Raw genomic sequence first — 21,640 nt, 5'->3', positions numbered from 1 at the left:
TACGGCTCCGGTCGAGTCTCCGGTTCCGCTGCTATCGCCGGACGCCCAGTGCCGGGAGAACCGTCTCCGCCACTCGGTAGGCCTCCTCCAGCAGGGGGTTGCCCGACAGGATGAAGGTGTCGACGCCGAGGGACTCGTACTCCGCGAGGCGTTCCACGACCTGGGCGGTGGAGCCGACGACCGCCGTGCCGGGGCCGGGGCGGAACAGGCTCATGCCCGGCCAGATGTTGCGGTGCTCCTCCAGGTCGCGGGCGTGGGCGGGGATTCGGCCGCCGTGCCGGAACTGGCGCTGCCAGCCGACGCCGTCCTCGGTCGCCTTCGCGCCGAGCTGCCGGGCGTAGGTGGCCTCGCTGGTGACCTTCAGCAGTTGGTCGGCCGCGGCCCATGCGGCGTCCTCGGTGTCCCGGACGATGAGATGGACGCGCAGCCCGATCCGGAGGGACCGCCCGTACGCGGCGGCCCGTTCGCGTACTCGGTCGAGTTTCTCCTTCAGCAGGTGCGGCGGCTCGGCCCAGGTGAGGTAGACGTCCACGTGCTCGGCGGCCATCTCGATCCCGGCGGGGGAGGAGCCGCCGAACCACAGGGGGATGTGCGGCTCCTGGACAGGGGGGAGTTCGCGGAGTCCCGCGCCCGCGTCGCGCAGATCGTAGTAGCGGCCCTTGTGGTCGAACACCTCGCCCGCGGTCAGCCGCTTCACGATCGACCAGTACTCGGCGCTCAGCGCGTACCGCTCGTCGTGCTCGACGTGCAGGCCGTACTCCCGCAGGGACGCGGTGGAGCCGTTGACGACGTTGAACCGCAGCCGTCCGCCGAACAGGGTGTCGAAGGTCAGAGCCATCTTCGCGAGCAGGGTCGGGGCGATCAGCCCCGGGTGGACGGCCAGCAGCGGTTTGAACCCGGGACCGGTCGACGCGGCGAGGGCGCTGCCCAGTGTCCATACGTCGTGCAGATCCGTGGCCAGCAGCGCGCCGCTGTACCCGAGCTCGTCCACGGCCCCCGCGAGCCGCTGGAGGTAGCCGAGGTCCACGGGGCGGCGGCCCTCGGGCTCCCAGGGGTAGGGGCCTTCGCGGGGGATGATGTACCAGAGGAATTCGGAGGTCATCGGTCAGCCCGCCGTACCCGCGACGGCGTGGGCGGCGGTGACCGCGCGAGGCAGGAATCCCGCGCGGTGCAGGATGTCGGCGGCTTCCTGCTGCTCGGCGAGGAACGCCTCGGTGACCGGTTCGATCCGCCGGGGCAGGGTGGCGAGGGCCCTCTCCCAGTCGTCGACGGAGCCCCCGAGGTCGCCGGCGGCGATCCGGGCCGCTTCGCCGGGGTGGGCGGCGGCCCAGTCGTCGGCCCGCTGGAGGGCGGCGACCAGGGCGGCGACGACCTCGGGGCGTCGCTCGGCGAAGTCGCGGCGGGCGAAGAACACGGAGCGGTCCGCGATGACGTCGCCGGAGCGCAGCAGGACGCGGGCGTCGCCGGACCGCAGGGCTGCGGCGAGGTCGGCGCCCTGGGTGACCCAGCCGGTGATCGTGCCGTCCGCGAGGAGCCGGGCGCTGTCCGGTCCGGCGCTGGCGGGGGTGATGTCGGCGCCGTAGGAGAGCCCGGCGAAGTGGAGTGCCTTGGCGAGCAGATGGGTCTGCCAGGACCCGATGCCCAGATGGACGGTGCCGCCCTTGAGACCGGCGATGTCGTGGACCGGTCCGTCCGCGGCGACGAGCAGGGCTCCGTGGTCGGGGCGGGGCGCGGAGACGGCGGTGTAGACGATGTCGTGGCCGTCGGCCTGCGCGCTGATCGGCGGGGTGGAGCCGGTGCCGCCGAAGTCGAACACCCCCTCGCTCAGCAGGGCGCCGGTGGCGACTCCGTCGGTGTAGTGGTGGAAGACGACGGTCTCACCGAGAGGCGCGAGGGCCCGCTGGGCGTGGTCGAGCCGCGAGAGATGGGTCAGGGTCGGGTTGTTGGGGTGGACGCCGATGGTGACGGTCATGACAGGGTCGCTCCAGTGGGGGAGGGGGCGGACGGGTGTGTCTCGTGTGCGGGGGACGCCGGGTCCCGGTGGATCTCCTGGTGCACACCGAGGTCGCCGAGGAGACGGCGGCGCAGTGCCGCGAAGGCCGGGTGCGCGGGATCGCGGGGATGGTCGATGCCGACCGGCGCGTCGGTGACCAGACGTCCGTCGCGCAGCACCGCGACCCGGTCCGCGAGCCGGACGGCCTCGTCGACGTCATGGGTGACCAGCAGTACGGCGGGCCGGTGGCGGCGGCACAACTCCCCCACGAGGTCCTGCATCCGCAGCCGGGTCAGCGCGTCGAGCGCGGCGAACGGCTCGTCCAGCAGCAGGAGTTCGGGTCGGCGTACCAGGGCGCGGGCGAGGGCGACCCGCTGCGCCTCCCCGCCGGAGAGGGTGCCGGGCCAGGCGTCGGCGTGCGAGCCGAGTCCGACCTCGCGCAGCGCCCGCAGCCCGGTCTCCCGGGTGGCGGCGCCGCGCGGCATGGCGACGACGGTGTTGGCGAGGACCCTCTTGGAGGGGACGAGCCGGGGTTCCTGGAAGACGATGGTGCGGACCTCGGGCACCAGGACCTCGCCGCCGTCGGAGCGGTCGAGCGCGCCGAGGATACGCAGGAGAGTGGTCTTGCCGCTGCCGCTGGCACCGAGCAGGGCGACGAACTCCCCCCGCGCGATGGTCAGATCGAGACCGTCGAGAACGGCCCGCTCGCCGAAGACCCGGCGCAGTCCGCGTACCTGTACGGCGGTGTCGCTCATCGGAGGGCCCCCTGTCCGCGCCACGGCATCAGGAACCGCTCCAGGAGCCGGACGATGCCGTCGGCGGTGAGCCCGAGCAGGGCGTACACGAGGATGCACACCGCGAGGACGTCGGTCCGGGCGTAGGCCTGCGCCTGGGACATCAGATAGCCGATGCCCGCGGTGGCGTTGATCTCCTCGGCGGCGACCAGCGCGATCACGCTCAGGGTCATGGACAGCCGCAGTCCGGACAGCAGCGACGGCAGCGCGCCGGGCAGCACGACCTCGCGGACGAGGGCGAGCCTGCCCATCCCGAAGGAGCGCATCGCCTCCAGGAGTTTGCGGTCGGTTCCCCGTACCCCGCCGGCGGTGCTGACGTACATGGGGAACGTCGTGGCGAACGCGATCAGCAGGATCTTCGCCGTCTCGGTGATCCCGAACCAGACCATGAACAGGGGGACCAGGGCGAGGAAGGGGATGGTCCGCATCGCCTGGAGGGAGGAGTCGAAGAGTTCGTCCCCGGATCTGCTGAAGCCGGTGACGACTCCGAGGACGACGCCCGCGACCAGTCCCAGCAGCAGCCCGGTCCCGGAGCGGGTGAGCGAGGCGGCGAGGGCGTCGGGCAGTTCGCCGCTGCCCCACAGTTCGCCGACCGCGCGGACGACGTCGGGGGGTCCGGCGAGGATGTCGGGGGTGAGCAGTCCGGTGGCGGACGCGGTCCACCAGGCGCCGATCAGCAGGAGCGGGCCCAGTGTCCGTACGGTGAGGGAGACGGCTCTCGGCCTGTCGCCGGGCAGATCGGGCAGCGGGGTGACGAGTTTCCCGGCCGGCCGGGTCGCGGTGCTCATCCCAGGGCCTCGGCATCGAGGATGTGGGGCTTGATGTCGACCGGCTGCTTGAGCACCTTCTGGTCGAGGTAGAAGTCGGCCACGGACTCGAAGCGCCTGATGGCGTCGGCCGTGATCGGCTCGACGGTGCCGCCCTCGCGCAGGATCCGGAGCTGGAGTTCCCTGGCCGTGCCGGTGACGGCGGTCGGGCCCCGGTCGGTGAAGACATTGACGTACTTCTCCGGGGCGGCCTTCTGCGCCGCGCTGCCGGTGCGGAGGTAGTCGTAGAGGGCTTTCACCACCTTGGGGTGCTTCTCGGCGAAGCCGGTGCGCACGGCGTGGAAGCTGTAGTTGTCCGAGCCGAGGGCGGCTCCGTCGGCGACGAAGCGGGAGTCGCCGCTGCCCAGTTCCGCCACGGAGTAGGCGGCCCAGGAGGCCCAGGCGTCCACCTGCCCGGTCTTGTAGACGGAAGCCGTCTGGTCGGGACGCAGATAGACGCGCTCCACCTCGCCGGCCGGGACGCCGTGCCGGGCCAGTGCCTTGAGGAGGAGATACTCGCCGGTGCCGCCCCGGTTGACGGCGACCTTGCGCCCGGCGAGATCCTTGACGGTGCTGATCCCGGAGTCCTTCCGGACGAGGATGCCCTCCCCGGCACCGTCCGGGGTGACGGTGCCGAAGAGCTTGAACCCGGGTTTCTGGGTGAGGGCGGTCACTCCGGAGGTGATGGACCCGGTGGCGATGTCCAGCTGTCCGGCGTTGAGCGCCTGGGCGGCGGGGGCGAACGGTCCGGCGCTGCCGGTCCACTCGACGCGGGCCCCGGCCCTGGCGAGCGCCCTGCCGAGGCTGCCGTCCTTCTTGCCGAGGGCGAGGACGCCCGAGTTCTTCGGGTCGGGGATGCGGACGACGACGGTGTCCTCGCCTCCCGCCGTCTTCTCCCCGGCGGTGCCGCAGGCGGTGAGCGGGAGAAGGACGGCGGTGGCGGCGGCGAGGGCCGCGGCGGTGCGCACGGCCCGGCGGGTCAGGGGATTCACTGGCGGTCCTCGGCGGTGTCGGCGGTGACGGTGTCGGTGGCGGGGCGGGGGGTCAGGCCCGCCGCTCGCCGGAGGGGTTCGGGGGCGGCCCACTCCCGTATGTCGACGGGGGCGGAGAGGAACCCGTGGGCCCGCAGGGCGTGTTCCTGCCCGGCGAGCAGGTCGAGGCGTTCGTCGGACAGGCCGATCCGCAGATCGCGGTGGCCGCGCGCCCGATAGGCGCCCGCTACGCCCGCGGCGCCCGCGCCGGTCTCCCGGCTCAGCACCCGGGCGAGGCCGTCGGGGTGGTCGGCGGCCCAGCCCGCCGCCCTGACGAGGACCGCGAGGAAACGGGTGACCAGCTCGGGATGGTCCTCCAACAGGCTCTCGCGGACGGTGATCGGACGGGGGGTGCCGTTGTTGACACGGGTGCGCCGGTCGGGGTGGTCGTCCAGCTCCACGGCGATCCGCGCGCCGTGGCGGGCGGCGGCCTCGACGGCGGTGGCCCCCTTGGCGTACACCGCGTCGACCGTCCCGGCGCGCAGGGCGTCCAGTTCCGCGGACCACTGGTCGGCGTGGGCATCGGCGGGTACGTCGACGAGGACGGCGTCGTCGAGGGTCAGCCCGGCGGTGGACAGCGCGCCCTCGAAGCCGCGCAGGGCCATCGCCCGCCAGAAGTCGATCGGCAGCGGATACCGGGGGACGGCGAGCCGCCTGCCCTTCAGGTCCCCGGCCTCCTGGACGGCGGAGTCGGCCGCGACAAGCACCACCTGGCGTTCCTCGATCCAGGTGAGGCCGATGAGCCGGGTGGGCTCACCGCGCGACCGGGTCCACAGGGCGGGGACATTGCCGCCTTCGCGGAACAGGCCGTCCAGCGCGTGGGTGTAGTGGTGGTCCCGGGCGGTGGTCGCGGGTGCGTTCTGGAGTGAGGCGACGGTGATCCCGTCGCGGGCGAACTCGTCGGCCAGCCAGCCGAGATCGGCGGCGATCCCGGTGGCGGTGGGCACGGGGCAGCGGGTGAACCACAGGGTGGCGGGCAGTGCGGAGTGCGTCATGGGCCCTTCTCGGCCGGAGAGACGGCGGTGCCCGGTGGGATGCCGGGGAATGCGCGGTACGTCGCGGGACGGATGCCGGAACGGCGGACGCCGACGGGACGCCGCCCGGCCCGGCGAGTGCGTCCGCTCGGGGGGCGTCACACGGCGGGGCGGGGCGGGGCTGGGCCGGGTCGCCGGGGTCAGCGACAGCCGGAGCTGGCGACCCGCACCAGGTCGATGTGGCGACGGCTGCTGAGGGCAGGCGTCACCGAGGGCAGCAGGGCGGTGAAGGTCCGGCGGACGGTCACGGCGGTGCTCCTCTCGACAGGCGACGGGGTCGGTGCGCAGACTCTGCCACGGCCCTTGCCTCAGGGACAAGCCGCTTCCCACATCGTGGTACATCCGGCCTCGCCCGCACACTCCTCGAATGTAGCCCCTTGCACGGCTCCAGCCCTTGGTTTCGGGCGAGTTGACTCAGGCGCCCGGGTCAGGAAAGGCTGCCACATCATGGGAAGCTCATTCGACGAAGCCCCGAACGCCCCACGTCCCGCCCGGCGTTCACGGGCCACCGCGCCACCGGCTGCCCCCGCGGCCCCGGCCGCCCCCACTGGATCACAGGCCGTGAGCCGGGCCCTCGGCGTCCTGAACTGCTTCCGCGACAACGGAACCCCGCTGAGCGCCTCGGACATCGCCCGCCGCACAGCGCTGTCGGTCTCGACGGCCCACCGGCTGGCCCGCACCCTGGTGGCGGCCGGATTCCTCGAACAGGACGCCCACACCGCCCGCTACCGCCTCGGCCCCGCCGTCACCGAACTCGGCCAGCTCTCCTACCACCAGCGCGGACTGCACCTCACCGTCCCCGAACTCGCCGACCTCGCGGCACGCACCGGGGCCACCGCCGACCTCGCCCTGCGGGACGGCGTCCACGCGCTGATCCTCGTCGGCGGTTCCGTACGCCACGACACCGGCATCGGACTCCGCCGGCCGCTCCACTCCACCGCGCTCGGCAAAGTCCTCCTCGCCTGGCCCGGCGGCGAGGAGGACCCGGTCGGCGCGCTCCCCGGGCTGGACGCCTTCACCGACCGCACCATCGTCGACCCGCGGGCCCTGCGCGCCGAACTCGACCGCGTGCGCGAGCGGGGCCACGCCGTCAACGACGGCGAGTCGGCACACGGCGTCCGCACCCTGGCGGTCCCGGTGTTCGACCACACCGAACGCGCCCGCTTCGCCCTCGCCCTGCGCGCGACCCCGGCCGTCCTCACCGACGAACGACTGCCTTGGCTCGCCGACCAGGCGCGCGCCTGCGCCACCGCGCTGGAGGTCCTTCTCCTTCCGCCGGCCGAGCGCCGCGCCCCCGCCCGGCCGTGACCGGGGGAGTGCTCATGCCCGCATACCGGGAACGGACGGCGAGGTGCCCGGCTTGCTCACGCGGCTCCCGGCGGACGGTGACACTCTGGTCGCTGGTTCCCATCGGGCTCCCAGGAACAGTGTGGTGTCTCCGAGTCAGGTGAAGAGATGTTCGTCTGCCTCGACGTATCCGAAACCTTGAAGCATGCGGACGAGGGCGCGCCGTAGCAGCAGTTGCCGTTCTGTTTTTTCCAGCATCGGAGAAGCGGTGATCGTCACTGCCATCTCGCACAGCGGACTGCGATCGGTCGGCCCCAGCGTGCTGAGGTCGATCAGAGTAGCGAGGTCGGGACGGGGTCGATCGTGGGGTCCTTCCGCGCTCAGACGCAGCTCAATCGTGGGTGCACCTGCCCACTGCTTGGCCGTGATGTCACAGGTGGCCGCCGGCAAAACGTTCGCGGCTGTAAGCCAGGCTGCTTGCAGAAGTGACTCAACCTCCTTGAGCGTCAGCGTGGTCGAGGTACCCGAGGGGAGAAGCGATGCCCAGGCGGCGGTGTCCTGGATCGTAACCTCAGCACAGGTCACTGTCTCCGACGACTGAGGCGCGTTCGGCAGAGAGGCCATGACCGCCCCGGTCAAGGCCTGCCGTCCATCAGAGGTGGCGATGGTCGCCGAGTAGCTGATGGAGTCGATCGCGTTGCGGTGCGGTCCCGGGTTCCAGTGATCCAGGGGAAGCTGTGCTCCCCTGCTCAGCGACAGCGTGGCCACCGTGAGCGCGAGGCGACTGAGGCGGAGTCCGGCCTGGAGATCACGGCGGCGAGCTGTGGTGATGGCATCCGGTGGGGTGTCCCAGGGCAGCGTTACGACGACTCGGATCCGCAACTGGGGTGCAGGCTGGGCGGCGGTCCAGTTCATGGCGGAACGTGTCAGATTGAATCCCAGCCCCACCTTGGGTTCCCATCGCCAACAGTGCTGGGCCAGGACAAGCGAGCCGGGGCCCCAGCTGCCGCCTTCGAGAGCGATGCGCTGTATGTCCGGGCCGAGTACTGCGGGGTCGGTCCCTGCGGCGGTGGGATATCCAACAGCGGCGAGCGGGTCGCTGTCTGCTGCTGAGCGCCCGGCGCTCACGAGGGCGTTCCAGAGCAGCTCACTCACGGCCATGGCTCGACCGTTTCTCAGGACGAGCGCCCAACCATGGCCGGAAGTATCGGAGTTGGCGAAGTGTTGCACGGCGGTCACGCCGGATAGATATGCCTCGGCGGTCGGAGCCCCGAGCCCCGCCGACTGCAGTTGCTCGTACGCCATGCCCAGCTCGCGTTCGTACCTCGGAAGCCCTTGGCCGACACGTAGCTTTGGGGCGATCGCGTCACCCGCTGTCGGGGAATCGGCAAAGAGTGAGGGGGAATTCGTGGCAGTGAAGGCGGCAGCCTGTTCCGGTGCGAGCATGCGCTCATTGAGGAGGCACAGGAGGGCGTCGTAGGAATGGAAGAAGGCGTCACGGAGTGTATGCAGGCGCTGCTCGTCCTTACCGCGCTGGTGCTTGCTCAGGACGAAGGTCCAGGCGTCTTCTCTCTCCTTTGCCGGCAGAACCTCAAACGCTCCGGAGTCGACACGGTCGGCGAAGAGAAGGTCAATCAGCGCTTCACTGAGCTTCATGACGGCTTGACTGCAATCCGTTGCTGCTTGGCGCAGCTCAAGATCATTGAATTCGAGGGGGTCGTTCCGGAAAGCATCGGCCGCCTCGTGGAAGAGCCGGTTGATTCGGCCGCTGACGACGAAGAAGTGCTGGGTGCGCAGTGTCTTGAGCCAGTCGGCACAAGGAGGCAGAACGTCCAAGATCCGATTGGCCTTTGCGCTGTCTCCCCATGGCCCGAGTGGTGGCTCAATCGGAGAGGGGCTCAAGGCGACAGTGTCCGGGGCTGCGGGGTCTTCCTGCCGCTGGGCGTCCAGAAGATGCTTCCGAAGAACGACGTAGGCGGCGTCCTGATGTGATGTGGGTCTGATGATGGTGGAGTGGTCTCCCGGCAGCGTGAAGACATCGGGGAAGACTCCTTGAGCGGAGGCACGAGGGACAATATTGTCCGCGTCTCCGCCGAAGACCCAGAACGGGATGCGGCACGAGGATGAGCCGGTCGCCTCCGCTCGGACGATCTGGTTGAGGACTGTGCGTTGGGTATCCTTCACATCTGGATTGAGCGGTGCCAGTGCGCATACTTGAGGGTTCCTTCGCCACCATGCGCGGCGGAGCGGCAACATGAAGTCGGAGCCGTCATTCGGGCACGCGAAGAGCATGACGCTTCGGATTCTGGTGAGTTCCTTTCCTCGCCCCTCGTTGATCATCTGCGCGAGGTACCGTTGCACGACCAGCCCGCCTTGACTGTGACCGACAAGGACCAACCGATCGTGTGTCGACATTTCGTAGCGCAAGAACGTCTTTAGGCGCCCCGCGAGATCGTTGTAGTCAGCGGTGCGACGGTCAGGTCGAAAATGGCGGAGTTTGGGTGATGCATAACCCAGTCTTTTTACCGTGATCGAAGCCAGCTCCTCGTCGGATGCCAGGAGTCGAGCGAACGGATCCCATGTTTTCTCCGACGAGAAGAGTCCATGGACGAACACCACTCCGAGACTGATGGTGTCTACGCTCACTGTGCCTCCACATGTTCCCAACGGTGCCTACGCGTTGCTTATTGTTCCGCACCGATGGCTGAGGCGGGCGTCTTCGACGAGAGCACGAGAGCCCTGCGTGGGGCGTCCGTTTTCACGGTGCGACCCACGCAGGGCGGATGTCCTCTCCTGCCTGGCTGAGGGACGCGCGATGGAGAAGCCGCTGCGGTCAGCCGGGCCCTTTCGGCGTCAGCCGCCGGTCAGGAAGTCGACCAGGATCCGGTTCACCTCGGCGGGGCGTTCCAGATAGCCGAAGTGCCCGGTGTCGGGGACGACTTCGGAGCGGGCGCCCGGTATGGCGTCGGCGATCTCCGCGCCCAGCTCCGGCGGGGAGAGGCGGTCGTCGGCGAAGGAGACCACCAGGGTCGGCGCGGTGATCCCGGCGAAGGCGGAGACGCTCGGGGGGAAGCCGGTGAGGGCTGCCGCGAACTGGGCGCGGACTCCGGCGGACGGGGTGGCGGGGGTCATGCCCAGGATGGCGAGCCAGTCCTCCGCCTCGATCTCGTCGCGGAGACTGGCGGGGGAGAGATTGGCCAGGGCGCCCAGGGCGGCACGCGCCTCGGTGGGGAGGGCCACATTGTGGTCGTGCAGAGCGATCTGGGCCTGGGAGAACACGGTGAGGGCCGCGTCGGGGCGGCCGCGTGTCGCCAGCAGGGCCAGCCGGTTCACCAGGTCGGGGCGGTGCAGCGCGAGCTGCTGGGCCACTCGGGCGCCGAGGGAGGTCCCCACCACATGGGCGGGTCCCTGGGCGACCTTCTCGATCAGGCCGGCCAGATCGTCGGTGAGATCGTCGAAGGTGAACCCTTCGGGGCAGGGCGAACTGCCGCCGACGCCGCGGGCGTCGAAGACGATCACGCGGAGGCCCGCCGCGACCAGGGCGGGCACCTGGTGGGCGCGCCAGACCCGGCCCGGGGAGCCGGCGCCCATGGCGAGTACGACGGGGTCCCCGCTGCCGAACTCCTCGTAGGCGAGGGTGATTCCGCCGAGTTCGATGGTCTCTGTCATGCGCCGTTCCTCTCGTTCTCCGCGACGGCGGCGGCGAGCGCGTCGAGCGCTCCCCGCCACAGCGCGGCCAGTTCCTTGATGTCTTGTTCGTCGCAGACGCCGGGGTCGTACCGCCACAGCGCCTCCACCACCGGCCCGTCCGGCCCCGGGTGGATCGCGCACACCAGCTCCAGCGGATACGGCTGGGCCGCGTCCGGCTCGCTGTCCTCGGGGAAGACCGCGCGGAGCGCGTCGTCGACGACCAGCGTCCACGGCCGGTCCTCGGCGGCGGTCACCACCTGGTCCAGCCGGCCCAGATAGCTGAAGAGCACCTCGGCGGGGACCTCGGCCGACTCGCCGAGCAGACCGTGGTCGAATCCGCCGCACGGCACCGCCGTCAGCTCTTCCGCGACCTTCTCCAGCAGCCCGAGCGCCGCCCGGTGGTCCTCGGCCGCGCCCCGGGGCGTCAGCCGGTTCCGCGCACCCGTGCCCGAGTCCAGGACGACCGGGTGGAAGACGTTGAACCAGCCGACGGTACGGGAGGTGTCCACGGGGCGGTCCAGGAAGGGGCCGACGAGATCGTCCCGGCGGCCGTGCCCCTCCCGTACCACGGTGAGCCCGCTGTCCGCCGGATGGCCGTGCCGCTCACGCCAGCCGGCCTCCGCGAGCGCGACCGCCGTGAGCAGCGCGTTCTCCGGGGTGGTGCGCGCGGAGCGCAGCAGCGCGCCGGTCGTGGCCGCGTCCGCCGTCACCCGGTGCGACACCAGCCGCCCCCGGGTGTGGACGGCCGGGTCGGCACTCCGGCGCGCGATCCTCGGCGCGCGCTCGAACTCCCGCGCCACCCCGGCCCAGTGGGGCAGCTGATCGCGCGACTCGGAGCCGCCGGCCCGCGCGGCCAGCGCCCGGGACCACTCGGCCATGGTGGTGCCCTCCGCGAGCAGAGGGTCCGGGGACCCGTGGGCCGCGGCGAGATCCTCCAGCAGGACGCGCAGGGAGACGATGTCCACCACCGCGTGGTGCACGGCGAGGAAGAGCCGGGCCACCCCGGTCCCCGTCTCCCGCAGGAAGACCCCCGTCATCATCGCGCCGGTCTCCGGGTCGAGCCGCTCCCACACCCGATGGGCGCTCTCCAGGACCACCGGCGGGGTCAGCCTCGGATGCTCCTCCGCCACCAGGACGCGGGGCACGGCGTCCGGTTCGGCCGGGACCAGGGCGAGCCGGCCGTCCGCGTCGAGCACGGTACGGGCGGAGAGCTGCGGATGCGCCGCGCGTACGCGCTCCAGCGCCCGGGCGGTCTCCTCCGCTGTGATGCCCGGGGGCAGGGCGATCAGCTGGGACTGCGCGAATCTCCGGTAGGAGCCGAGCCGCCGCATCCAGTCCAGCGCCGGGGTGCGCACCGGTTCGGAACCCGTCTCCCCGGGGGCGGCCGCCGACGCCGCCGCCGCGGTCACCGCGCGGGCCACCTCGGCCGGTGTGCGGTGGACCGCGATCTGCCGGGGGGTGCACTGGAGCCCGGCCCGGCGCAGTTCGCCGACGAGCGAGATGGTGGCGATGCTGTCCATGCCCCGGTGGAACATGTCGTCGTCGACGCCCAGGTGGGGCTCGTCCAGCAGGGCGCGAGCCGCCGCGAGCACCGTGCGCTCGGCGTCGGTCGCGGGCGGCCGGGAGGCTTCGGGGGAGTCCCCGCCGCCCGTGGGGCGCGGCAGGGCCCGCAGATCCGCCTTGCCGTTGACCGTCAGCGGTACGGAGTCCAGCTCCACCCACCGGGCGGGCACCATGTAGTGCGGAATACGCCGGGCCAGATCCTCCCTCAGCTCCACCGGGTCGAGCCGCCCGCCCGCGGAGCGCACCTCCTCGGCCGCCACCACATAGGCGACCAGGACACGCCCGCGCGCCTCCGGCTGCGCCACCACCACGGCCCGGGCGACATCGGGCCGGGTCTCCAGCGCGGCCACGATCTCGGCGAGTTCGATCCGGTAGCCGCGCACCTTCACCTGGTCGTCGGCGCGGCCGAGGAAGACCAGCCGGCCGTCCGCGTTGCGCCGGACCACGTCCCCGGTGCGGTAGAGCCGCTCCCCGGTGACCGGGTCCGGTACGAACCGCTCCGCGGTCAGTCCGGGCCGGGCCTGGTAGCCGCGCGCCACCTGGAGCCCGCCGAGGTACAGCTCGCCGCGCACCCCGACCGGCACCGGCCGCAGATCCGGGCCGAGCACCTGGGCGGACGACCCCGGCGCGGCACCGCCGATCTGAGGCTCCTCGCCCGCCACGACGAGCGCGTTGACGGCCTCCACGGTGATCTCCGTCGGGCCGTAGAAGTTGTGCACCCGGGTGCCCTTGAGTCCGGCGAGTACGTCCCAGGCGCTGCGGGGGATGTCCTCGCCGCCCAGCGCCAGGATGGACAGGGGGCAGTCCTCGCCCTCGATCAGCCCGGCCTCGGCGAGCCGGCCCAGCATCGAGGGGGAGGTGTCCAGCATGTCGACCCGGTGCTCGCGGATCCCCCGCACCAGCCGGTACGGATCGCGCTGGTCCTCCTCGTCGAAGAGGACCACGGTGTGCCCGCTGAGCAGGGCGAGCTGCGGCTGCCAGCTCGCGTCGAAGGCGAACGACCAGCCGTGACCGACCCGCAGCACCCGCTCGGGGTCCTCCAGCACGGGAGCGTAGATCTCCTCCCGGTGCGCCTCCAGCAGCGTCAGCAGCCCCCGGTGGGTGGCGATGACGCCCTTCGGCTCGCCCGTGGAGCCGGAGGTGAACACGGTGTGCACCGCCTGGTCCGCGGCGGTGGTCCCGGTGAGACGCCCGGTGTCCGGTCCGCCCGCGGCGGGGGCCTCGTGGCCGGTGGCGCAGCGCTCGCCCGACCACCACTCCTGCTCGCCGGGCTCGGCGACGAGCACCTGGGCGCCTGCCAGTTCGACGATGGCGGCGTTGCGTTCGCGGGGCGCGGAGAGGTCGAGCGGTACGAGGACGCCCCCGGCCTTCAATACGCCGAGCAGGGCGACGAAGAAGGCGCGGGTGCGCGGCAGCGCCACGGCGACCCGGGTCTCGGGCCCGACGCCGAGGGCGCGCAGCCGGTGGGCGACCGAGTTGGCCCAGCGGTCCAGCGTCCCGTAGTCGAGTTCGCCCTCGGCGTCGATGACGGCGGTGCGCCCGGGGTGCCGGTCCGCGGCCCGTTCGAAGGCGCGGTGGACGCCGTGGTCGGCCGGGTCGGCTGGCCGGCCGACGCCGGGTCCCTCGGCCAGCGCCCTCAGCTCGGCGGCCTCCCCGGGGAGCAGGGCGTCCAGCTCGCGGTGGGTGCGCCCGGGGTCGCGGGCGATCTCCCGCACCAGGTGGAGGAAGCGTTCGGCGAGCCGTCCGGCGTCCAGCCCGCCGAGGAGGGCGTCGACATGGTCGACGTTGACGTACAGCCGGTCGTCGAGGAGGAACGGGACCACGGTGAGCGGGTAGTGGGTGTAGCTGTCCATGAGGACGGGCGACATCGTCACACCGCCGCCGAGGTCCAGGGTGTCCCTGGCCGTTCCCTTCGGCGTGTTGTGGAAGATCATCATGGTGTCGAAGAGGTCGCCCGCGCCGGCCTCCCGCTGGATCTCGCTGAGCCCCACATAGCCGTGGGCCCGCTGCTCGGCGGCGTCGCGCTGGACGCGACGGCACAGCTCGCGAAGCGTTTCGCCGGGCCGGAGCGTGACCCGGGCGGGCACGGTGTTGATGAAGAGCCCGATGGACGACTCGATGCCCCGGACCTCCTCGGGGCGGCCGGACACGGTCACCCCGAAGGTCGTGTCCTCGCGTCCCGTCAGCCGGTGCAGCAGCACCGCCCAGGCCACCTGGGCGACGGTGTTCACGGTGAGGTTGAGCGACCGCACCCGGGCGAGGAGCGTGTCGAGCTCCGGCCCTTCCATGGAGCGCATGGTGAGCCGGGGCAGCGGGGCGACGCCGGGCGGCGCGGTGCCCGCGACCACCGTCGGCTCGTCCACCCCGGCGAGCATCTCGCGCCATCTGCGCAGCGAGCCCTGCCGGTCCTGCCGCTGGAGCCAGCCGATGTACTCGGGGTACGCGGGGGACGCCTCGACGGGTTCGCCGCCGTCCTCCTCGTAACGGTCCGCCAGCTCCCGCCAGAACAGGGGCACCGACCAGCCGTCGAGCACGATGTGGTGGAAGACCACCAGCAGCCGGTGGTGGCCGGGGGCGAGCGCGGCCAGCGTGGCGCGCAGCGGGGGCCCCTCGACCAGGTCGAAGGGCTCGTACTGCGCGGTGCGCACATACGACTGGAACTCGGGGGCGGTCATCTCCACCTCCCGCCAGGGGAAGTCCACCTCGGCGGGGACCAGCTGCACGGGGTGGGGCAGCCCCTCGTCCCAGAAGCGGGCGAGCAGATGCGGATGCCGGGCCAGTACGGCGGTGAGGGCGCGCCGGAGCCGTTCGGTGTCCAGCGGCCCGTGGAAGTCGGTCAGTACGGCTATGGAGTAGATGTCCGCCGCGCCGTCGGTCTCCGGCTCCCCGGCGTCGCCGGGCGGGCGCTCCGGTGTGCCGTGGAGCATCCTGTTGAGTGAGTACAGCCCCCGTTGCAGGGGGCCGAGTGCCAGGACGTGGGCGATGTCCTGCTTGCCTCTGGGGGCCACCGGGTGTTCCTCACCTGTCGCTGATGTGCGGTCGTTCATGGGCGGGTGCGCGTTCCTGGGCGGGGCCGGCCGCGGGGTGCCGCGGCCGGCCGGGACGGTCAGTGGGCCGCGGTGTCCGCTGCCATCGCCTCGCGCAGATTCAGCGGGCGCATGTCGGTCCAGTTGTCCTCGATGTACTGGAGGACCTCGGCGCGGGACGCCTCGCCGAAGACGGTCCGCCAGCCGGGCGGCACCTCGCGGAAGGCGGGCCACAGGGCGTACTGCTCCTCCTCGTTGACCACCGCGTGGAATCGGCCGTTCTCGTCGTCGAAGGGGTTCGTGGACATGGTGCGTTCTCCTTTGAGGGGATGAGTGGTGGTCCGGCGGCGGGCCGGGGTGGATCGGGTGGATCGGGTGGATCGGGTCAGCGGGGGGTGAGCTTCCAGGAGTCCGCCTGCTCCCGGAGTTCCACGAAGCGGCGGTAGGTGCCGTCGTGCTCCATCAGCTCGGTGTGGGTGCCCGACTCGGTCACCCGGCCCTCGTCGAGGACGATGATGCGGTCCGCGCCCCGGACGGTCTGGAGCCGGTGCGCGACCACGAGAACGGTCCGGTCCTCGGCGAGCCGCGCGATGGCCTGCTGCACCAGCCGCTCGTTCTCCGCGTCGAGGGAGGAGGTCACTTCGTCGAGCAGCACGATCGGCGCGTCCTTCAGCAGGGCGCGGGCGATCGAGACCCGCTGCCGCTCGCCGCCCGACAGGGTGGAACCGCCCTCGCCGACCCGGGTGTCCCAGCCGTCCGGCAGCCGGCCGACGATCTCGTCCACCCGGGCCAGCCGGGCGACCCGCTCCAGCTCCTCCCGGGTCGCCCCCGGCCTGGCCAGCAGGATGTTGTTCTCGATGGTGTCCTCGAACAGATACGGGTCCTGCGAGACCAGCGACAGCTGGCGCATCAGCGCCTCGGTGCCCAGCTCCCGGATGTCCCGGCCGCCCACGAGCACCGTGCCCGCGCCGGGCTCGGGGTCGTAGAAGCGGGCGATGAGGGAGAGGACCGTGGACTTGCCCGCGCCGGAGGGTCCCACCAGCGCGGTCAGCGTGCCCGGGGCGGCGCTGAAGGACAGCGAGCGGAGCACCGGCCGGCCGGGCTCGTAACCGAACTCCACCTCGCGGAACTCGACCGTGGGAGCGCCCGCTGGGGCGGCCTCCGCGGGCTCCGCCAGCGGCTCCACGGAGAGTACCTCCTGGAACCGGCGCATGCCGACCGCCGCGATCCGCAGCCCGCCCGCGACCTCCGCCACGGCGGTGAGCGGCTCGACGAACCGTACCGCGAGCACCATCACGGCCAGCAGGACCGCGATGTCCGCGTCCCCCGCGAGGGACAGATGCACGACCAGGGCGAGCACGGCCGTCAGCACGGTCTGGAGGGCGAGGAAGAGGGGGGCGCTCGCCGCCGAGCTGCCGATCACCATCCGGCGGGCCTGGGCGTCCTGTTCGGCGAAGGCCGCGCCCAGCGGGCCGCCCTCGTCGGCGCCGCGGCCGTAGGCGCGCAGCACCGGCTGCTGGGTGGCGTACTCCAGGACCTGTGCCGAGGCGCGGTTGGTGCCCGCCTCCCAGTCGTTCTCGACCCGCTCGATCACCCGCAGATACAGACGGTACGCGAGGAGCGGCAGCGGGGCGCCGATCAGCAGCGCGAGGCCGATCTCCCAGCGTATGACGAGGGTCACGGCGATGATCGTGGCCGGGGCGACGAACGCGGTGATGACCGGGGCGACGAGATGGGCGGGGGCGGTGGCCACGTCGAGGGCCGTCTTGGTGACGAGCCGGTTGACCTTCGCGGAGCGGCCCGCGCCGAACCAGCCCAGCGGGATGGTGGTCAGCGTCTCGCCCAGCCGGGTGTGGAGCAGCCGCAGCAGCCGGCTGGACAGCTCGCCCGAGCGCAGATGGTTGCGGAGGATCAGCACATGGTGGACGAGGACGAGACCGGCGAGGACGCCCGTCCAGGTCCAGGTGCGCCCCCAGTCCTCGGTGAAGACGGCGCTCAGCAGGGGGATCAGGGTGCAGCCGGCCAGGGCCTGGAGGACCGCGGCGGCGGTGATCCGCAGGAGCAGGGCGCGCAGTTGGCGCTTTCCGGTGTCGTCGAGCAGGGCGTGCAGGTCGCGGATCATGATGCTGCGGGTCCTTCCCGGCGGTCGCCGCGGTCGTCGTGGTCCGTCTCCCGTTCCCCGGCGGGGTCCGGAAGCGACGGGGTTTCCCCCTCCGAAGCGGCCGGAGCAGCCGGTTCCCCGGTGTGGGCCGCCCACAGCGCCGGGTAGAGCCCGCCGCCCCGGAGCAGTTCCTCGTGGGTGCCGCTCGCCGCGATCTCGCCGCCGTCGAGGACGACGATGGTGTCCGCGTGGCGGACGGTGTGCAGCCGGTGCGCCACCACCAGCACCGTCTTGTCGGCGGCCAGGGCGCTCAGCGCCTGCTGGATGCTGGCCTCGCTGTCGGGGTCCACGGCGGAGGTCGCCTCGTCGAGGATGAGGACGGGCCGGTCGGCCAGGATCGCCCGGGCGATGGCGATGCGCTGGCACTCGCCGCCCGAGAGGGTGGCGTCCTCGCCGACGACCGAGTCCAGGCCCTTGGGCAGCCGCTCGATCACCTCCGCGACATGCGCGGCGCGGGCCGCCCGCAGCACGTCCTCGTCGCTCGCGTCGGGCCGGGCGAGCCGGATGTTGTCGCGCAGGGACATCCGCAGCGGGGTGGTGTCCTGGAAGACGAAGCCGACGTGCTCGTACAGGTCCGCGAAGGGCAGCCGCCGCAGATCCGTGCCGTCGACGGTGATCCGGCCGCCGGCCGGGTCCTGGAAGCGCGCCAGCAGTTTCGCGAGCGTCGACTTGCCGGAGCCGGACGGGCCGACCAGGGCGGTCATCGTGCCGGGGGCGAGGGTGAGATCGATCCCGCGCAGCGCGGAGGTCTCGCCGTAGGAGAAGTCCACCGACTCGAAGCGGATCGTGGAGCCGGCCCTGGAGAGCCGGGGCCCGTGCGGGACCGAGGAGAGCTCCGGCTCGGCGAGGATCTGCCGGACCCGGTCGGCCGCGCCGCGCGCCGCGAGCAGCGCGTGGTAGTTGAAGCCCACGGCCAGGACGGGCGCGGGGATGGCGAGTCCCAGCACGATGAACGGCAGCAGCTCCAGCGGCCCGTCGAGCCAGCCCGCGTTCAGCAGGGCCGCGCCCGCCGCGGTCGTGGTCAGCAGCAGGGTCATCGGGGACAGCGCCAGCTCCATGAAGGTCGCGCCCGCCGAACTCGACCGCATCCACTCGTAGTGCTTGCTGTCGAAGTCGTCCGCGGCCTCCCGGTAGGACCGGTGGGCGCGCCCGATGGTGCCGAAGGACTTCACCTCGGTGATGCCGTCGACGAAACCGACGGTCACCGAGCCCAGCCGGCCGAGGGAGCCCGCGTACTCCACCATCTTCTCGGTGGTGCCACGGGTGGCGATCCTCAGTCCGAGCATGCCCGCGAGGACCGGCAGCAGGGTGACGGCCGTCATCAGCGGGTCGGTCAGCAGCAGATAGCCGAGGATGGTCACGGGGACCACGACGGCGGTGGTGAGTTCGGTGACCGAGTGCGCCACCAGATGGTGCAGCGCCCCCACGTCGTCCTGCACGGCCTTCTTCACCAGGCCCGAGTTGCGCTCGGTGAACCAGCCCAGCGGCACCCGGCCGAGCCTGCGCACCACCGAGCGGCGGACCGAGGACCCCAGGCGCACATCGGCCAGATGGGAGACGGTCGCGGCCGCGAGGGTGAGGACCAGGCGCAGGGCGAGCGCGCCCGCGGCGATCCCCGCCGCGGTCCACGCGGCGTCCTCGTCCACGGCCCCGCCGCTCACCCCGGGCAGCAGCACCCCGGCCAGCTCGACCAGGCAGATCAGCGGGACGACGCCCGCGAAGGCGGCGACGGCCGCGAGGGCGGCGCTGACGCCGAGCGGCCCGCGGACCGGGCGCAGCAGCGCGCCGAGGGTCGCGGGGGCGTCGGCGGGCGGTACGGGGGCGGCCGGTGCCGCCTTCGCGGGCGGGTCCTCCTCGTGCCGGCCGGCCGGTGCGGAGGCGCCTGTATCGGTGATGGTCGGGCTCACTGGGACGCTCCTCGCCGGTCGTCGGCGGCCTGGGGTACGGGGGCGGCGGGCGGCTGCCGGAACGCGAGGGTGATCAGCCCCAGCGCGAGCAGGGAGGTGACGGCGGTGGCGACGGGCAGCCAGCCCGGGCCCGCCTGGGAGACGATGACTCCGCCGAGCGCCCCGCCGATGGCGATGCCGAGGTAGCCGAAGCTCGTGTTCAGGGCCAGGGCCTGGGCGGTGAGTTCACCGGCGACCTGGTGCAGCCGGGTCTGGACGGCGGGCGAGCTGAGGTAGGCGAGCGCGCCCCAGAGGGCCACCAGCGGCAGGAAGAGCGCCGTCGGGACGGGCCGCAGCCACCACAGCGCGGCCAGGGTGAGCATCACGGCGGTGAACGCGCCGAGGCCCAGCCGGATGGTGCGGTCCGCGCCGAGCCGGTCGGTGGCGAACCCGCCCGCGAAGACGCCGACGGTCCCGGCGACGCCGAGCACGGCGAAGACGAGGCCGCGCACGCTGTCACCGGCGCTGAGCAGGCTCTGCAAATAGGGGACGAGATAGGTCAGCAGCATGATCGAGCCCATGATCGCCACTCCGCCGCCGGTGAGGGCGAGGGAGATCGGCCGGGCGGACAGCGCGCGGACCTGCTGCCGCAGGGGGAGCGGGACGGTCGGCTCGGTCGCGGGCAGGAAGAGGGCGACGAGCACCAGACTCAGCGCGCCCAGGCCCGCCATCGTGCCGAAGGTGGCCTGCCAGCCCAGGCCGGTGCCGATCCAGCTCCCCAGCGGCACGCCGAAGGCGATGGAGCCGGTGACGCCGATCGCCAGGACCGACAGATACCGTCCCCGGCGCTCGGCGGGGGCCAGCTCGGCGGTGCTGGCGAAGATCAGCGGAGTCGCCGCGGCGGCGGCCAGGGCGGCGGCGACGCGCAGCCCCACCATCACCGCGTACGAGTCGGTCGCGGTGGCGGCCAGATTGGCGGCGGTGAAGACGGCCAGCGCGCTCAGCACCACCGCGCGCCGGGCGACATGGGACAGCAGCAGTCCGGCCAGGGGTGTGACGAGCGCGATCGTCAGCGAGAACACCGTGACGAGCTGGCCGGCGACGGCCTCGGAGACCGAGAGCCCCTCGGCCACCTCGGGGAGTATCCCCGCGATCACATGATCGTCCGTGTAGAACGTGAATATCGACAGGAACAGCGCGACGAGCCACATCGGCATCGCGGTTCCTTTCCCCTCTGCCACCAATTCTCCCTGACCGGTATGGGTGTGCGGTAAATGGATCTCGACGGACCGCGGTGCCCCGGAGCGCTCCGGGGCACCGCGGGACCGACTACTTCGTCGTCTCGGAGAGATAGGTCTTCCAGACGTCCTGGACGGTCTTCTGCGAGGTCAGCTCACCCTGTCCGGAGGCGAGCGTGTTCAGGTCGTACGCGGACGCGTAGAAGGCGAATCCGGACATGCCGTACCAGATGTCGGCGTCCGGGATGACGACCTCGCCCTTCAGCTCCTTGAAGGTCGGCTTCTTCTGGAGCGCGGCCGGGTCGTAGTAGGCCCCCTTGGGGATCACGATCAGCTCGGCGTCCTGCTCGGACAGAAACTCCGAGGACAGCGGCACCGAGTAGCCCTTGACCTCGCGCCGCTGGAACTCGGGGCGGGTGAATCCGGCCTCGGCGACCAGGGTGGAGATCGGCACGTGCGGGGGCATGGTGAAGTCGTTCTGCCCGAAGGAGTTGCCGAGCAGGGAGAGCGTCTCGTCGCCCTTCTCCGCCTTGTTGGCCTCCGCTGGCTTCTTCAGGAGCGCCTCCGTCGCGGCGATCTGCCGCTTGCCGATCTCCTCCTTGCCGAAGTAGCCCGCGGTGTTGGCGACGATCTCGCGCCAGGTGCCCTCGATGGGCAGGACGACGGTGGGCGCCAGCTTGGTCAGCTTCTTGTAGCCGACGCCCGCCGGCCCGGCCGCCCCGGTGCCGACCATCAGGTCGGGTCCGTCGACGGTGAGCTTCTCCATGGCGGGGAGGGTGCCGACCGTCACATCGCGCACCTCGACGCCCCCGGCCTCAAGGATCTCCTGGGCGCGCGGCTGGGCGCTCGCCTTGTAGACGACCTTGGGCTTGATGCCGAGGGACAGGAGGGTGAGTCCGGCGACCTCGTCCAGCGCGACCACGGACTTGGGCGCGGTCGGCACGTTCAGGGTGCCGAGCGCGTGGGTGACGCTGCGGGTCGTCTTCTCGGCGGGAGCCTTCTCCCCGCCCTTGCCGCCGTCCGCACCGTCCTTCTCCGACGACGTACCGCAGCCGCTGAGGAGCAGCGGGGCCACCAGGGCCGCTGCGACAAGGACACGACGCTTGCTCATGGTTCTTCTTCTTTCGCTGA

The 21,640-nt window shown here is 72.1% G+C and carries 16 protein-coding genes; 1 reads left to right on the top strand and 15 read right to left on the bottom strand.

Annotated elements, in window-relative coordinates; genetic code table 11:
- Positions 1-31 precede the first annotated feature (31 nt).
- From IE247_RS17930 to IE247_RS35025, 7 genes are all read right to left on the bottom strand, one after another.
- A complete protein-coding gene (locus IE247_RS17930) occupies positions 32-1,102 on the bottom strand; it encodes an LLM class flavin-dependent oxidoreductase (RefSeq protein ID WP_190124155.1) in 1,071 nt (356 codons plus the stop codon).
- Positions 1,103-1,105: 3 nt separating this feature from the next.
- Entirely contained in the window at positions 1,106-1,972 is an 867-nt protein-coding gene (locus IE247_RS17925) for an ABC transporter substrate-binding protein (protein WP_190124154.1), read from the bottom strand.
- Positions 1,969-2,748, bottom strand: coding sequence for an ABC transporter ATP-binding protein (locus IE247_RS17920; RefSeq protein ID WP_190124153.1), 780 nt, complete (start codon positions 2,746-2,748; stop codon positions 1,969-1,971). The genes IE247_RS17925 and IE247_RS17920 overlap by 4 nt, the downstream gene beginning before the upstream one ends.
- The gene (locus IE247_RS17915; RefSeq protein WP_190124152.1) at positions 2,745-3,575 is read right to left on the bottom strand and encodes an ABC transporter permease; all 831 of its coding nucleotides are present in this window, start codon (positions 3,573-3,575) and stop codon (positions 2,745-2,747) included. The genes IE247_RS17920 and IE247_RS17915 overlap by 4 nt, the downstream gene beginning before the upstream one ends.
- Positions 3,572-4,585 carry an ABC transporter substrate-binding protein gene (locus tag IE247_RS17910; RefSeq protein ID WP_229869184.1) on the bottom strand — a complete coding sequence of 338 codons (1,014 nt, stop codon included), beginning with the start codon at positions 4,583-4,585 and terminating at the stop codon, positions 3,572-3,574. Before IE247_RS17910 ends, IE247_RS17915 begins: the two co-directional genes overlap by 4 nt.
- On the bottom strand, positions 4,582-5,619 hold the full coding sequence (locus IE247_RS17905; protein ID WP_190124151.1) for an ABC transporter substrate-binding protein: 1,038 nt from the start codon (positions 5,617-5,619) through the stop codon (positions 4,582-4,584). Before IE247_RS17905 ends, IE247_RS17910 begins: the two co-directional genes overlap by 4 nt.
- A gap of 179 nt (positions 5,620-5,798) precedes the next feature.
- Positions 5,799-5,906, bottom strand: coding sequence for a putative leader peptide (locus tag IE247_RS35025; protein ID WP_373305575.1), 108 nt, complete (start codon positions 5,904-5,906; stop codon positions 5,799-5,801).
- 313 nt (positions 5,907-6,219) lie between these two features.
- Here IE247_RS35025 and IE247_RS17900 point away from each other — a divergent pair, with 313 nt between their 5' ends.
- Positions 6,220-6,966, top strand: a complete 747-nt coding sequence (locus IE247_RS17900; RefSeq protein ID WP_229869183.1) for an IclR family transcriptional regulator — start codon at positions 6,220-6,222, stop codon at positions 6,964-6,966.
- Positions 6,967-7,101: 135 nt separating this feature from the next.
- Here the strand turns inward: IE247_RS17900 and IE247_RS17895 are convergent, their stop codons facing one another.
- From IE247_RS17895 to IE247_RS17860, 8 genes are all read right to left on the bottom strand, one after another.
- The gene (locus IE247_RS17895) at positions 7,102-9,591 is read right to left on the bottom strand and encodes an esterase/lipase family protein (protein WP_190124149.1); all 2,490 of its coding nucleotides are present in this window, start codon (positions 9,589-9,591) and stop codon (positions 7,102-7,104) included.
- A 207-nt stretch (positions 9,592-9,798) separates the two neighbouring features.
- A complete protein-coding gene (locus tag IE247_RS17890; protein WP_190124148.1) occupies positions 9,799-10,614 on the bottom strand; it encodes an alpha/beta fold hydrolase in 816 nt (271 codons plus the stop codon).
- Entirely contained in the window at positions 10,611-15,206 is a 4,596-nt protein-coding gene (locus tag IE247_RS17885; protein ID WP_190124147.1) for a non-ribosomal peptide synthetase, read from the bottom strand. The genes IE247_RS17890 and IE247_RS17885 overlap by 4 nt, the downstream gene beginning before the upstream one ends.
- A 98-nt stretch (positions 15,207-15,304) precedes the next feature.
- Positions 15,305-15,532 carry an MbtH family protein gene (locus tag IE247_RS17880; protein ID WP_190124146.1) on the bottom strand — a complete coding sequence of 76 codons (228 nt, stop codon included), beginning with the start codon at positions 15,530-15,532 and terminating at the stop codon, positions 15,305-15,307.
- Between the two features lie 77 nt (positions 15,533-15,609).
- A complete protein-coding gene (locus IE247_RS17875; RefSeq protein ID WP_190124145.1) occupies positions 15,610-17,346 on the bottom strand; it encodes an ABC transporter ATP-binding protein in 1,737 nt (578 codons plus the stop codon).
- Positions 17,343-19,292: an ABC transporter ATP-binding protein gene (locus IE247_RS17870; protein ID WP_190124144.1), complete on the bottom strand. Its 1,950-nt coding sequence runs from the start codon at positions 19,290-19,292 to the stop codon at positions 17,343-17,345. The genes IE247_RS17875 and IE247_RS17870 overlap by 4 nt, the downstream gene beginning before the upstream one ends.
- Positions 19,289-20,488: an MFS transporter gene (locus IE247_RS17865; RefSeq protein ID WP_190124143.1), complete on the bottom strand. Its 1,200-nt coding sequence runs from the start codon at positions 20,486-20,488 to the stop codon at positions 19,289-19,291. The genes IE247_RS17870 and IE247_RS17865 overlap by 4 nt, the downstream gene beginning before the upstream one ends.
- A 112-nt stretch (positions 20,489-20,600) precedes the next feature.
- Positions 20,601-21,620, bottom strand: a complete 1,020-nt coding sequence (locus tag IE247_RS17860) for an ABC transporter substrate-binding protein (protein WP_190124142.1) — start codon at positions 21,618-21,620, stop codon at positions 20,601-20,603.
- Between the last annotated feature and the right edge of the window lie 20 nt (positions 21,621-21,640).

Source organism: Streptomyces inusitatus, assembly GCF_014651115.1.
Classification (GTDB): domain Bacteria; phylum Actinomycetota; class Actinomycetes; order Streptomycetales; family Streptomycetaceae; genus Streptomyces; species Streptomyces amakusaensis.
Note: the sequence above shows the minus strand (reverse complement) of the source record. Positions and strands in the feature narration are given on the sequence as shown.

What these genes read in the sequence shown, in the direction of transcription:
- IE247_RS17880 (WP_190124146.1), bottom strand. Translation starts at nt 15,532, where the DNA reads ATGTCCACGAACCCCTTCGACGACGAGAACGGCCGATTCCACGCGGTG.
- IE247_RS17920 (WP_190124153.1), bottom strand. Translation starts at nt 2,748, where the DNA reads ATGAGCGACACCGCCGTACAGGTACGCGGACTGCGCCGGGTCTTCGGC.
- IE247_RS17865 (WP_190124143.1), bottom strand. Translation starts at nt 20,488, where the DNA reads ATGCCGATGTGGCTCGTCGCGCTGTTCCTGTCGATATTCACGTTCTAC.
- IE247_RS17930 (WP_190124155.1), bottom strand. Translation starts at nt 1,102, where the DNA reads ATGACCTCCGAATTCCTCTGGTACATCATCCCCCGCGAAGGCCCCTAC.
- IE247_RS17890 (WP_190124148.1), bottom strand. Translation starts at nt 10,614, where the DNA reads ATGACAGAGACCATCGAACTCGGCGGAATCACCCTCGCCTACGAGGAG.
- IE247_RS17860 (WP_190124142.1), bottom strand. Translation starts at nt 21,620, where the DNA reads ATGAGCAAGCGTCGTGTCCTTGTCGCAGCGGCCCTGGTGGCCCCGCTG.
- IE247_RS17915 (WP_190124152.1), bottom strand. Translation starts at nt 3,575, where the DNA reads ATGAGCACCGCGACCCGGCCGGCCGGGAAACTCGTCACCCCGCTGCCC.
- IE247_RS17925 (WP_190124154.1), bottom strand. Translation starts at nt 1,972, where the DNA reads ATGACCGTCACCATCGGCGTCCACCCCAACAACCCGACCCTGACCCAT.
- IE247_RS17905 (WP_190124151.1), bottom strand. Translation starts at nt 5,619, where the DNA reads ATGACGCACTCCGCACTGCCCGCCACCCTGTGGTTCACCCGCTGCCCC.
- IE247_RS17875 (WP_190124145.1), bottom strand. Translation starts at nt 17,346, where the DNA reads ATGATCCGCGACCTGCACGCCCTGCTCGACGACACCGGAAAGCGCCAA.